General features: G+C 38.9%; 9 protein-coding genes. 6 read left to right on the top strand and 3 right to left on the bottom strand.

The window, feature by feature from the left end; genetic code table 11:
- Positions 1-137: 137 nt before the first annotated feature.
- Positions 138-1,121: an aldo/keto reductase gene (locus LC095_RS10020; RefSeq protein WP_226528061.1), complete on the top strand. Its 984-nt coding sequence runs from the start codon at positions 138-140 to the stop codon at positions 1,119-1,121.
- Between the two features lie 194 nt (positions 1,122-1,315).
- On the opposite strand, the gene LC095_RS10015 is transcribed toward LC095_RS10020, so the two are convergent.
- The 3 genes from LC095_RS10015 to LC095_RS10005 all read right to left on the bottom strand — a co-directional run bounded on the left by LC095_RS10015 (position 1,316) and on the right by LC095_RS10005 (position 4,319).
- Positions 1,316-2,524: an MFS transporter gene (locus LC095_RS10015; protein ID WP_226528060.1), complete on the bottom strand. Its 1,209-nt coding sequence runs from the start codon at positions 2,522-2,524 to the stop codon at positions 1,316-1,318.
- A 14-nt stretch (positions 2,525-2,538) separates the two neighbouring features.
- The gene (locus LC095_RS10010; protein WP_226528213.1) at positions 2,539-2,931 is read right to left on the bottom strand and encodes a MarR family winged helix-turn-helix transcriptional regulator; all 393 of its coding nucleotides are present in this window, start codon (positions 2,929-2,931) and stop codon (positions 2,539-2,541) included.
- A 182-nt stretch (positions 2,932-3,113) separates the two neighbouring features.
- Positions 3,114-4,319 (bottom strand): nitrate/nitrite transporter, encoded by a 1,206-nt coding sequence (locus tag LC095_RS10005; protein ID WP_226528059.1) that lies wholly within the window; start codon positions 4,317-4,319, stop codon positions 3,114-3,116.
- A gap of 471 nt (positions 4,320-4,790) precedes the next feature.
- Between LC095_RS10005 and nirB (LC095_RS10000) the strand changes: the two genes are divergently transcribed.
- From nirB (LC095_RS10000) to cobA, 5 genes are all read left to right on the top strand, one after another.
- The gene (gene nirB / locus LC095_RS10000; protein WP_226528058.1) at positions 4,791-7,127 is read left to right on the top strand and encodes a nitrite reductase large subunit NirB; all 2,337 of its coding nucleotides are present in this window, start codon (positions 4,791-4,793) and stop codon (positions 7,125-7,127) included.
- A 34-nt stretch (positions 7,128-7,161) separates the two neighbouring features.
- A complete protein-coding gene (gene nasC / locus LC095_RS09995; RefSeq protein ID WP_226528057.1) occupies positions 7,162-9,294 on the top strand; it encodes an assimilatory nitrate reductase catalytic subunit NasC in 2,133 nt (710 codons plus the stop codon).
- 366 nt (positions 9,295-9,660) lie between these two features.
- A complete protein-coding gene (nirB, locus tag LC095_RS09990; protein WP_226528056.1) occupies positions 9,661-12,072 on the top strand; it encodes a nitrite reductase large subunit NirB in 2,412 nt (803 codons plus the stop codon).
- A gap of 94 nt (positions 12,073-12,166) precedes the next feature.
- The gene (nirD, locus tag LC095_RS09985; protein ID WP_026563013.1) at positions 12,167-12,490 is read left to right on the top strand and encodes a nitrite reductase small subunit NirD; all 324 of its coding nucleotides are present in this window, start codon (positions 12,167-12,169) and stop codon (positions 12,488-12,490) included.
- A 72-nt stretch (positions 12,491-12,562) separates the two neighbouring features.
- Positions 12,563-13,990 (top strand): uroporphyrinogen-III C-methyltransferase, encoded by a 1,428-nt coding sequence (cobA, locus tag LC095_RS09980; RefSeq protein WP_226528055.1) that lies wholly within the window; start codon positions 12,563-12,565, stop codon positions 13,988-13,990.
- Positions 13,991-14,370: the final 380 nt, after the last annotated feature.

Genomic DNA, 14,370 nt, shown 5'->3' with positions numbered 1-14,370 from the left:
GAGTGTGAGCAACAATATGTTCACACTCTTTTTCTTTACTAAAAGCAAATAAATTTTGTTAGCGCTTTATTTGTACTATAATAAAGTTTGTCTAAATTGTATAGAAAACGATTTCTTAATAGGGATGGTGGAGCAAAATGAAATATCGTCAACTTGGTGATACAGACCTAAACATAAGCGAGCTCAGCTTTGGAACATGGGCAATTGGAGGCTCATGGGGAAAATCAGATGATGACGAAGCGCTAAAAGGTCTTGAACGTGCAATGGATGCCGGTGTTAATTTCTTTGATACAGCGGATGTATATGGAGATGGCCATAGTGAAGCGCTTTTGGCAAAGGCAACAAAAGGAAAAGAGGATAAAATCCATATCGCGACAAAGTTTTGCCGTGCAGGAGATATTTTCGATCCTGAAACATATTCTGAAAAAGCAGTGACAGAGTACTGTGAAGCAAGTTTGAAAAGACTTCAACGCGACACAATTGATCTATATCAAATTCATTGCCCACCGATGGACATACTAAAAAATGGACAAGTTTTTGAAGTGCTTGACAAGCTGCAACAGCAGGGGAAAATTCGTCACTATGGGGTAAGTGTTGAAACAGTGGAAGAAGGTCTATTCTGCTTAGATCAATCTAATGTAAAAGCGCTTCAAATTATTTTCAATATTTTCCGCCAAAAGGCAATTCCTGAATTGCTTCCACAGGCAAAAGCAAAAGGTGTCGGCTTATTGGCGCGTGTTCCTTTAGCGAGCGGGCTGCTAACAGGCAAGTTCACAACAAATGCTACATTTGAAGCTGATGATCACCGGAACTTTAACAAAGATGGTGAGGCATTTAATGTGGGTGAAACATTTGCAGGTGTCGAGTTCTCAAAAGGAGTGGAGCTAAGTCAAAAGCTTAACTGGATCGCTGAAGATCGTGGAAATATGGCACGAGCGGCCCTTCGTTGGATTTTAGATCATGAGGAAATTACAACGGTTATCCCAGGGTTCAAAACAGTAAAACAAGTTGAGGATAACTTACAGGCGACTGAAGTACCTTCTTTTCGTGAAGCAGAGCTGAAGAGATTAACAGATTTCTATGCAGAAGAGATCCACCCGAATATTCGCGGGGTGTACTAATCATAATAAGCAAGTTGAGGTTAAAGCATTCGAAACATGTGCTTTATCCTTCTTTTTTGTGAAATTTGTCGAATGATAGATTTTTGAGAAAGTTGAAAAACTTTCGGAAAAGGTTGATAGATTCTGAAGCTATGTATCAGTTATTGCCACAAAAAAACTGCTTACCAACTGAGATAAGCAGTTTTTTAACTATCTTATAAGCTCGATTCCTTCAATTCCATTGCTGAAGTAGAAACCTTCTTCCGATTTTGCACATATTTGTACATAAACACAACCGAGATTAAAAACAAACCGGCTAATAAATAAAGAGTTTGATAGCCTAATTGAGCAGCAACGATACCAAGCACAAATGATCCGGCAGCAATACCCGAATCGAAAAGGGTAAAGAATGTGGCGGTTGCATGTGCACTTCTATGATGTTCGGTTGATTGTACCGCAAGAGTTTGGAAGCAAGGGACAATGGTTCCGTATCCTAATCCGATGAAGGCACCGGCTAAAAGGAACATAAAAGTATTCTGAGAAATACTTAATAACAGAAGTCCGACTATAAAAAACGCGATTGCCGGATAGATGACGATATTTGGTCCTTTTGTATCAAATAAACGACCACTAAAAGGTCTGGACGCAATCATCACAATAGCAAAGACTACAAAGAAGTAGCTCGCTGCATCTAATAGATCTAATTCATTGGCATACATTGAAATAAACGATAAAACACTTGAATATGCAAAAGCAACTAAGCTTCCTACCAAGGCAATCGGCAGTGCTTTTCCATCTAATAAATCCTGTACCTGAAGACGTTTCTTTTCGACCGGAGCTGCTCCCCTTACTTCTTTTACTTTACTAAAAGCTGTAAACAAAACACCGGCTGTGATTAAAAATGCGAGAATTAAGAAAAGAGTTGTAAACGATGCAAATTGTAAAAGAGTAAGAGCAAGAAAAGGTCCGCAAACAACAGCGAAGTTCGTTGACATGACAAAATAACCAAGTCCTTCACCACGTCTTTTTACAGGTACCATGTCAGCAGCTATAGCCCCGGTAGCAGTTGTGGCAATGCTGAACCAAATGCCATGAACAAAACGTAAGATAAGAAGCAATGCGTAATTGTCGATCCATAAATACATAAAAGAGCAAACTGTAAAGAGAATCATACTAATCATTAACATACGTTTTTTGCCGAAATCCTGGAGAAGTTTACCGGAAAAAGGACGAACAAAAATAGCAGATAATAAGAAAATCGTGACAATTAGTCCTCCATCAACACTTGAACGGCCTAAATCATTTACAACGTATATCGGTAATGAAGTGAGTAATCCGTAAAATGCCAGAAATATAAAGAAGTTACTGAGAAAAATGCTGATAAATCCTTTTGTCCATATTGGTTGTTTTTCAGTTTGATTCATATGTTTCATTCCACCTAACGTTCATTTGATTTGCCAAGTTTTTTCAAGAGAGTATATAAAAGCTCTTGTTCATCATCTTTTAAGTTGGCAACCATAGTTTGTTCGAAGTTCTTTACATCTTTCTCAACCTCAGGGAGAAGATTGAGTGCCTTTTCCGTAAGAGAAACAAGTCTTTCCCTCTTGTCACTTCCGGGTGTCCGTTTTACCCATCCGCTTTCTTCTAATTTAACTAGTGTTCTTGTAATAGTTGGTGCTTCAACATTTAAATAACGCCAAATATCACTTTGTGTCATTGGACCGTTTATCTTTAAACAATAAAGAATGGACCATTGTGAGCTATATAGTCCATGTTTGTGTAAGTATTCATTTACTTCCTTGGTCATATGTCTTGTTTGTTGATAGAGCATATGGAAAAGCTTATTTGTTTCGATCAAAGTTATCACCTCAATTTATTTACCTAGGTAAGTAATGGTTAAAATATTTACTTAGGTAAATATCCACCTATACTAGAATACCAGAAATATTCATTTTGTAAAGAGGAAGGGAAAAAACTCCAGCCACAATGTGACTGGAGTAATGTAAAAAGAAGTTAGATTTTCACTGTATCTTCCTTCATCTTCCAAGCCTTCTTCCATGAATGACTTACCAAAAGAAGAATTGAAAATGCAACCAATGCAATGATTGAAAATGTGATGAAACCAGAAGCGTATGAACCTGTCATTTCTTTCATTGTACCTAAGATATTGGGTAAGAAGAAACCACCGATTCCGCCGGCTGCTCCAACAATTCCTGTGATCATTCCGATTTCCTTTTGAAAACGTTGTGGCACAAGTTGGAATACAGCGCCATTTCCCATTCCCAAACACATCATTCCAATGAATAGTAGAGCTGTGATAGCAAATAGTGGAGGTAATTGACTAACCCCTAACATACATACTGCAACACCGATAAATAAGAAAGAGAGTACCTTTACACCACCGACTTTATCTGAGATAAACCCTCCAACCGGCCGGAAGAAGCTTCCTGCTGCTACACATAAAGTTACGAAATCCCCGGCTTGAACAGATGATAAATTGTATTCATCAACAAAGAACATACTTAAAAAGCTAGATAACCCGACAAATCCACCGAAAGTTACACTATATAAAATACAGAAAAACCAAGTGTCTCTATGTGCGAACACTTTAAAATAATTCGCAAGCGGCTGTGGTGCAGGTTGTGATGGTGCATCTTTCGCTAAAATGATAAAGATGATAAACGTAATAAATAATGGAATAAGGGCTAATCCCATTGTTATATGCCAACCAAATTGTTCAGCTAAACGTGGGCCGAATAATGTCGCAAGAAGTGTACCACTGTTTCCTGCTCCTGCAATTCCCATTGCCAAACCTTGAAGATGTGGAGGATACCATCTACTAGCCATTGGAAGTGCGACAGCGAAGCTTGCACCTGCTACCCCTAATAAAATTCCTATCATATAAAGTTCTGGCAGGGTTGTTCCTGCAAATAACCCCCAAAGAAGCGGGATCGAAGTAATCGTCATTCCCAGAATAGCTGTTCGTTTAGGACCAAATCGATCGGTTAAAATCCCTAGCACGATTCGGAAAAATGAGCCTGCAAGAATTGGGGTGGCAACAATTAACCCTTTTTGTGAGGGTGATAAGCCGAAGTCCTGTGTAATAAACACTCCTAGAGCTCCAAGCATTACCCAGATCATAAAGCTTACATCAAAATACAAGAAAGAGGAAAAAAGTGTTTTTGGATGACCGCTGGTTTTTAAATCAGATATTTTCATTGTGAATCTCCTTTCATTTTCCGTTCCTGGTTAAAGTTGTTTTAATTTTCTGTCTTGTTGTATGTCGCTTATTATAGAGGTCAAAAAAGCAGTAGAAAAGATACTTGTAAGAAAATATAACGTGAAAATATGAACAAATGAAAAGTAAAGGAAATGAAAAAATGTACAATAAGAAGAAACTGAGAATTTGTGTTAGGTTATCTGACAAGAATAATTTTCTGTGAACTAATATATGAAATAATGGATTTATTAAAAAGTCTAACCATTTGTGAAGGTGTCTAGCTCCAGCGCCTAGCTCCGAGTACAGGACGTGCGAGTGCAGTTACTTCGATAAGGATGTCGTCGTGTAAGTAACTGCCTCGAGTCATAAGCCAAATTGGAATTGAAGGCAAAAAACGCCTTCTATTCCAATTCGTTTTATGCTTCTCGGAGCTGATCAAGACGCTTGTGCTTTTCGTAAGGAGGGTTAACATGAAGCAAAGATTGGTAGTAATCGGGAATGGAATGGCAGGAGTCCGATGTGTGGAGGAAATATTAAAACAAAATAAATATCTATTTGATATAACAATTATTGGAAGTGAACCTCACGTCAACTATAATCGAATTCTCTTATCGTCTGTGTTACAGGGGGAGACTACATTTCCGGAAATAACAATTAACAGTATCGAGTGGTACCAAAAATACCAAATCACATTATACTCGGGTGAAACAGTAACCAAAATAGATACGAAGCTCAAAAGAATTACAACAGATAAAAAAAGGATCATTTCGTTTGATAAATTAATTTTTGCAACAGGTTCCTCACCGTTTGTTCTACCTCTTCCTGGAGTTGAAAAACCCGGAGTTGTCACATTCCGGACAATTGAAGATTGTGAAGCAATTCTTGAAGGTGCTAAGAGATTCAAAAAAGCAATTGTCATCGGAGGCGGAGTATTAGGACTAGAAGCGGCCAGAGGATTGTTAAATCTTGGATTAGATGTAAAGGTTGTGCACAATACAGATTATCTCATGCAACGTCAACTGGATGCCAAAGCATCAAGTATGCTTCAAAAGGAGTTAGAACAACAAGGTATCGGATTCCTTTTAGGAAAAGTGACAAAGGAAATTAGTGGAACACATCAGGTCGAGGAAGTTGAATTTACAGATGGTACAAAGGTAGAAGCAGACCTCGTCGTCATGTCGGTTGGTGTTGTTCCTAATAGCAGCTTAGCAAAGGAATCGGGTCTCATTACAAATAGAGGGATTGTCGTCAATGATTTTATGGAAACAAGTATTCCTGATATATATGCAGTTGGGGAATGTGTTGAACATAATGGTGTTGTATACGGTCTTGTAAAACCTCTTTATGAACAAGGGAAAGTTTTGGCTAAGTTTATTTGTAATAAACCGGTTGAGGGATATAAAGGCTCTGTATTATCGACAAGTTTAAAAGTGCCGGGGGTTGACCTTTTTTCTGTCGGTGATTTTGAAGAGAATGAGTCAACCAAAACCTTAACAATCTTAAATGAAGTGGAAGACATCTATAAAAAAATAGTGCTTCAAGGAGATATTATTGTTGGTGCAATATTGTATGGAGAAACAGGTCAGCAATCGAAAGTGCTAGACATGATTGTCAAAAGAAAGCATGTAAATGATGAGGACAAACGCAGCCTTCTCCTCTCAACAGACAATGGAGCATCTACAGTTAAATCAATGAAACGATCTGAAATCATCTGTAACTGTAATGGTGTAACAAAAGGAGCCATTATGGAAGCTGTCCAACAACAGGGATTAACAACGGTTAAAGAAGTGAAACAATGCACAAAAGCATCAAGCTCCTGTGGTGGTTGTAAGTTACTTTTAACAGACCTGGTTGATTATATTCATAGTGATGAATGTGATGAATTTATCGAGCATAAGTCACTTTGCTCATGTACGGCTCTTACAGAAGATGAGGTTGTCTTACAAATTCAACAACAAAATCTATCATCACTTCAAGAAGTTTTTATTGAGCTTGATTGGCGCTCGATGGAAGGATGCTCAAGCTGTGTTCCCGCCATCAGCTATTATTTATCGATGATTTATCCTGAACGTGAGGGAATCAGCCAAGCTGTAAACCCATTTGAAGATGTAAAAGTAAAAAGGATGAGTGATGGTACGTATTCCGTCACACCACAGCTTTTAGGAGGAAAAGTAACATCTGATGGGTTGAAAAAATTGGCAAATATGATGGATAAATACAAAATAGCAGATATCGGAATTACACCAGAACAACGGATCCAATTAAAAGGAATTAAAGAGGAAAGCATTCATGCTGTTTGCTCTGAACTTAGACTAAGTTCTGTGGCAACAAATACTGTACGCCTTATGAACACATATTTTAGTGAACAAGAATGTCAGTGTCATACAGATGACCGTTCTCTTGAGCTGTCAATTGACTTGGAAAAAGAGCTTGAATTTTTGTTAACACCACACAAGCTGGTCATCAGTGTGTCGGGCTGCAAGCATAAAGAAGTTGATATGAGAACGAAGGATATATGTGTAATTGGTGACGGGCTAGGTTGGGAAATTTACGTGGGAGGAAGTTTAACTCCTTTAAAGCAGGGAGAGCTTTTCACAGTAGCTGCTCATGAGTTGATGGCAAAGCAAATGATTTGCGGGCTCATTCAATATTACAGAGAAACAGCCAACTATTTAGAACAACTGGGAGATTGGGTTGAGCGGGTAGGGATGATTCATATTCGTGAAGTTTTATTTGAGGATACATTATGTGAACAACTCGTTCAGCGGTTGGAAGCAGAGCTGCATTCATTTGTTGAAAAGTCATGATAAAAAAGATTAATAGAATAAGAGGTGATCTACCTTGACTGATCTGTTATTAAAGTATTTCCGGACGAAGCAACAAGAGGTTCAATCTGAAAAAGTCTATGATACACAATGTCCGTTTTGCAGTATGCAATGCAAAATGCAGTTAATCGAACAATCTGTTGTCTCAAGGAAAACCTATAAAACAATAGGAAAAGACAACCCGACATCACAAGGACGTTTATGTATTAAAGGAATGAATGCTCATCAGCATCCATTCCATCAAGATCGTGTTCTACATCCGATGTTGAAAGTAGATGGAGAGTTTGTTCGGATTTCATGGGAAGAAGCCCTGCAATATATCAAGAAACAAGTAGAAGAAATCCAAGCAGTCGATGGGCATGAAGCATTATCAATCTATGGAAGTGCATCAATTACTAATGAAGAAGCATATATACTTGGAAAGTTCGCCAGAGTGGGCTTAAAAACGCCCTACATTGATTACAATGGCCGCTTATGTATGTCTGCGGCAGCAACTGCGGCAAATCAGACGTTTGGTTTGGATCGCGGGCTGACAAACTCGTTAAAGGAAATCCCTTCCACAAGGGTCATCATATTAGCGGGAACAAATATTGCAGAGTGTCAACCAACAATCATGCCTTACTTTGAAAAAGCAAAGGAAAATGGAGCATACATCATTGCGATCGATCCAAGGGAAACTCCTACAACGCAATTGGCTGATCTGCATTTGAAGGTGAAGCCTGGTATGGATGCAGCATTGGCAAACGGCTTTTTAAAAGTTATTATTGACGAAAATTTAGTTGATGAAGATTTTGTAAGTGAACGTGCAACTGGTTTTGAAGAAGTAAGAAGCTATGTTCAATCATTGTCATTAGATGAGATTTCAAACCTCACAGGTGTTCCAGTCGAGCAAATAAGAACAGCTGCAACAAAATTTGCGTCTGAAGAATCTGGAATGCTTTTCACAGCCAGGGGAGTCGAGCAGCAAATAGACGGAACGGTTGCCGTAAGGAATTTTCTAAATTTTGTTATTGCAACAGGGAAAATTGGAAAACCTTATTCAGGCTACGGAGCCATAACAGGACAAGGAAATGGACAAGGAGCAAGGGAGCATGGGCAGAAAGCTGATCAATTGCCGGGATATCGATTAATTGAAAATGAAGAGCATCGGGCACATGTTGCAAAAGTATGGGGAATTGACAAAGAAGAGCTACCGAGAAAAGGTGTCTCTGCTTATGAAATGTTTCAAAAAATAAATGATGGAGATATCACAGGCATGTTTCTTGTCTGTTCAAATCCTGTTGTTTCCAATCCAAATGCAACCTTTGTGAAAGAAGCTCTTAAGAAACTAAAGTTTTTAGTAGCAGTCGATCTATTTGTATCTGAAACAGCCAAGTTTGCTGATTTAATATTACCGGCATCTTCGTATTTAGAAGATGAAGGGACAATGACAAATGTGGAAGGGCGAGTCACACTGCGCGAAGCGAGCCGCCCCTGTCCTGGTGAGGCGAAGAATGATTGGCAAATTATATGTGAGATTGCAAAAGTATTAGGAAAAGAAAAATACTTTTCTTTTCAAAAGGCAGAAGATATTTTTAATGAATTAAGGGAAGCAAGTAGGGGTGGCATCGCCGATTACTACGGCATTACCTATGATCGCATTAGAAAAGAACAGGGTATTCTTTGGCCGTGTCCGGAGGTAAATCATCAAGGAACAGAACGACTTTTTGAACATTCATTTGCAACACCGAATGGAAAAGCAAATTTGATTCCAGTGTCGAATAATTCAGAAATACCAAAAGAAAAGCCTTGTGATGATTATCCGTTATACCTAACAACCGGCAGGATCATGTCACATTATTTAACGGGAGTGCAAACACGTAAAAGCTCAGCACTTGCAGCCAGAAATTTTGAATCTTACCTAGAAATTCACCCGGAAACAGCTAAGAAATACGAAATTGAACCAAATAGCCTTGTCGCTGTTGCCTCGAAGCGGGGGAAAATTACCGTAAGAAGTAAAATATCTGAAAAAATTAGACAAGATACTGTATTCGTACCTTTCCACTGGGCAGAAGATCAAAACGTAAACATGCTTGTAGGAGAGGACCTGGATCCAACCTGTAAAATGCCTGGGTTTAAAGTCAGTACGGTGAATATTAGACAAATATAGATAGTTTTTTAGGGAAGTCGGTTGTATAGCTGATTTCCCTTTTTTTAGCTGATGGAATTAATAATTAGTGTTGGTGTCTCGCTCCAGCGCCTAGCCTCAGATCGCACAGGACGTGCAAGTGCAATCTTTGTGACGGGACGTCGCGTTCTGACTGCCTCGAGGTCATAAGCCAATTTAGAATTTAAGGCAAAGAGCCGCCTTCTATTCTAAATTAACGTATTTACCTTAGGTTGATCAAGGCGCCTACGCTTTTCTGAGTTATGTGAATATTCCTAATAAACTATGTAAGAAAACCTAACATGTATATAAAATATTTCATTTAACCGTGATATAGTGAAAGAAACTTTCCAAGGGGAGGCAATTTTCTTGAATAAAAAGAAGCTTGTATTAATAGGAAACGGTATGGCCGGAGTAAGAGCTGTTGAAGAAATTTTAAAAATCTCAAAGGATGCTTTCGATATTACCATTTTTGGGACGGAACCACATCCAAATTATAATAGAATTCTTTTATCAAAAGTTCTGCAAGGTGATACAGAGGTAAAAGACATCACCCTGAATGATTGGGACTGGTATGAGGAAAACAATATTACCCTGTTTACAGGCGAGACTGTAACAAAAATTGATGCAGATATGAAAGTTGTTCGTTCGGATAAGGGAAGAATCGTACCTTATGATGAAGTAATCATTGCAACAGGTTCTGTTCCATTCATCCTGCCTCTGCCCGGTGCAGATAAGGAAGGCGTTACGGCTTTTCGTGATATAAAAGATACAGATATCATGCTTGAAGCTTCAAAAAAGTATAAAAAAGCAGCGGTTATTGGTGGTGGATTACTTGGATTAGAAGCGGCACGCGGCCTTCTAAACTTAGGAATGGATGTTTCGGTTATCCATATTGCCCCAACTTTAATGGAGCGTCAGTTAGATGAAACAGCTGGTAAGCTTCTTCAAAATGAACTGGAAAAACAAGGAATGAAGTTTTTGTTAGAAGCAAGTACTGCCGAGATATACGGAGAAGAACGTGTAGAGGGATTAAAATTTAAGGATGGAAGTCACCTTGAGGCAGATTTAGTCGTAATGGCAGTAGGAATTAAGCCGAATATTTCACTGGCAGTTGAAAGCGGCCTTGATGTAAACAGAGGGATTATTGTAAATGACTTTTTACAAACGAATATCCCAAATGTGTACGCTGTTGGGGAATGTGCGGAACATAACGGAATTCCATACGGTCTGGTAGCACCTCTATATGAACAAGGAATGGTATTAGCTAAGCATATTTGTGGAGAGGCAACTGATGGGTATAAAGGCTCTGTTTTATCAACTCAATTAAAGGTATCTGGAGTCGAGGTATTTTCAGCCGGTGATTTTATGGAAGGAGACGACAAAAAGTCTCTGAAGATCTTTGATGAGCAAGATGGAATCTACAAAAAGATTGTCTTAAGAGGTAACAAAATTGTTGGGGCTGTATTATTCGGTGATAGTAAAGAAGGTAGCCGCTTATTCTCCATGATTAAGAAGGAAGCAGACATTTCAGATACAGAAAAAATCACCATTCTTCAGCCGATTGGAGAAGAATCAGGTGAAAGCTTAGTTGCATCAATGCCTGATGATGAAATAATTTGTGGATGTAACGGGGTATCTAAAGGAACGATCGTTCAAGCGATCAAAGAACAGGGTTGTACAACAGTTGATGCCATTAAGGGTTGCACAAGTGCTTCCCGTTCCTGTGGAGGGTGTAAGCCATTAGTTGCCGATGTTCTTCAATTTACACTTGGTTCTGATTTTGATGCATCCTCTCAAAAAGAAGCAATCTGCGGCTGTACAACATTATCCCGTGATGAAGTCGTCGAAGAAATACGTGCTAAAGGCTTAAAGCATATCAAGGAAGTTATGAATGTGCTCGGCTGGGAATCAGAAGGATGTTCAAAATGTCGTCCGGCACTTAACTACTATTTAGCAATGGTTAACCCAATTGGATATGAAGATGAAAGAGAGTCGCGCTTTGTTAATGAAAGAATGCATGCCAATATTCAAAAGGATGGAACTTACTCAGTTGTTCCAAGAATGTATGGTGGTGTAACGAATGCCAGTGAATTGCGTCGAATTGCTGATGTTGTAGAAAAGTATGAAATTCCATTAGTAAAAGTAACCGGTGGGCAGCGCATTGACTTATTTGGGGTGAAAAAGGATGATCTACCGAGAGTATGGCAGGATTTAGATATGAATTCGGGTTATGCTTACGGAAAATCATTACGTACGGTAAAAACATGTGTTGGTGAAACTTTCTGTCGCTTCGGTACACAGGATTCAATGGGCTTGGGTATTCGTCTTGAAAAGAAATTTGAAGGTCTGCAAACACCTCATAAAGTCAAAATGGCTGTCTCCGCTTGTCCGAGAAGCTGTGCAGAATCCGGCTTTAAGGATATTGGCTTTATCGGAATTGATGGTGGCTGGGAGATTTACGTCGGCGGTAATGGTGGTACACACGTACGTGGCGGAGATTTGCTATACAAAGTTAAAACAGATGACGAAGCAATGGAAATCACAGGTGCTTATCTGCAATACTACCGTGAAACAGCTACCTACTTAGAACGTACATCTGCATGGATCGAACGCGTCGGCTTAGCGCATGTCCAATCTGTATTGGACGATAAACAAAAACGCATCGAACTAAATGCCCGCATGGATGAAACCTTATCTGTTTATAAAGATCCTTGGAAAGAGATTATTGAAGATAAGAAAACAACAAAAGAACTATTTGAGACGGTGGAGATGTCTTAAGTTTAATTTTCTATTAACCTAAAGGCTATGTTAAAAGAGCTAACCCAATTTTGGTTGTAACTATCGGAATATTCCGTCAAGGAGGAACAGAGACATGAAGGAATTAACAAAAGCAAAGGTATATGTTGGAGCATTAATTGATTTACCCGAACGAGTAGGAAAAACGGTTATACTAGAAAAGGATAAAGAAGTTGCAGTTTTCAAACTTTCAAACGGTAATATAAAAGCTGTTGAAAATAAATGTCCTCACAAAGGTGGAGTGCTAAGCGAAGGGATCGTTAGTGGAGACCATGTATTTTGCCCAATGCATGACTGGAAAATCTGCCTTGAGGATGGAAAAGTACAAGAACCAGATTTTGGATGTGTCAAAACATATGAAACAGTTATTGATGACGGAGAGGTTTTTCTGTTAGTTTAAAATTATAAATAAAGTAAGAGAACAATCTTCCCTTACTTAAATCGTGAATAACGTTAAGGGAGGACTTAGAGAATGAGTGTAGGAAAAGTATATCTGGTTGGAGCGGGGCCCGGTGATCGTGAATTAATTACCGTAAAAGGAAGGGAAGCTATTAAAAAGGCAGATGTTATCCTTTATGATCGACTCGTGAATTTTTCCCTACTTGATGATGCTCCGCCAAATTGTGAACTGATCTATTGTGGAAAGCTGCCAACACGCCATTTCATGAGACAGAATGAAATTAATGCAACATTGGTTCGAAAGGCAATTGCCGGTCATACTGTTGTAAGACTTAAAGGCGGTGACCCTAGTGTTTTCGGAAGAGTTGGTGAAGAAGCGGAGGAGCTCGCATTACACCAAATTCCATTTGAAATTGTACCAGGTATAACATCAGGTATAGCTGCCCCGTTATATGCCGGTATTCCGGTAACACATCGTGACTATGCAGGATCATTTGCTGTCGTTACAGCCCATGATAAATCTAAAAACGGCAAACCGGATATTGATTGGGAAGGGTTAGCAAGAGGTGTTCAGACGATCGCATTCTATATGGGCGTTTCAAATTTAGAGCATATTTGTGAAAACCTTATTCAATTCGGTAAGTCTCCTGATACACCTGTTATTATCATTCGCTGGGGAACTTGGAGCCGTCAGCAAAGTGTAGTCGGAACGCTTTCTACCATTGTAGAAAAGGTTCGCGAAGCAAAGATAGAAAATCCGGCCATTACATTAGTGGGCGATATTGTGTCAACAAGGGATAAAGTAAAATGGTTTGAAAATCGCCCGTTATTTGGAAAACAAGTTCTCTATGTTCGCGGGAAAGCCGAGGAAGAAAATCGTGCAAATAAATGGATGAAACAAGGAGCAGATGTCATTGAGTTTCCGCGTTGGATCGTCAAAGAAAAGGCAATTGACTCTGCTGTATTGGACCAACTTTCAGTTTATGAACAGATTTTATTTTTATCAAAAGAAAGTGTAGAAGCCTTTTTTGCTCAACTTAAAAAGAATAAAGTGGATATACGTAAAATACAGGCAGAGCTCTATTGTCAAAATCATTCAGCGATCACTACCCTTGAAGAAAAAGGATTATACGCGGAGCATGTAGATAAAATGTCTCATCAAGGCAGCCTGCTGACGGTTGGATCCGAAGAACAAAAAAAGAAAAGTTCTTGCTTAAATAGTGCTCATTTTGCATCCGTATATGAGACCATCATTGATGAAAGATATGAAACCATTATAAACCGGTCATTAGAAGACGCAACTCTTACAACAATTGTGTTTACTTCTAGTGAAGCAGTCGAACTGCTGATGGAAAAAGGGAACCAATATGGAATTTCTCCAAAGGAAATCAATCAATCGGTGGAGTTTGTCTGCGAAACGGCTGAAGCATGTGAAGCCTTAGAAAAATATGGTTTTTCAGTTGGGAAACCGGATAAAGACGTATTAATAGAATCTTTATAAGGTGTATATTGGCCGGCCGGCAGTCCATTTATGGGCTGCTTTTTATGTTGTTCCGTGCTTTGGGGGAGGTGTGTTTTTTATGAAAGACAATGTAGGCTGGATTAAGAGGAGAAATGTCCTTCAAGGGGTATATGGAAGACATAAAAGTTCAAAACAAAAGGAGAAATGTCCTTCAAGGGGTATATGAAAGACATAAAAGTTCAAAACAAAAGGAGAAATGTCCTTCAAGGGGTATATGAAAGACATAAAAGTTCAAAGCAAGATTAAGTCCATATAATTGTGTAAATACAAAAAGAGTCAAATTAATTCCTTTTGGTCACAATGGTTATCAGCGACGAAAAACCTTGTGGAGGAATTAATTATGACTCAAATTCAGTTTA

This window comes from Metabacillus niabensis (assembly GCF_020524345.1).
Lineage (GTDB): Bacteria > Bacillota > Bacilli > Bacillales > Bacillaceae > Metabacillus > Metabacillus niabensis_B.
Note: the sequence above shows the minus strand (reverse complement) of the source record. Positions and strands in the feature narration are given on the sequence as shown.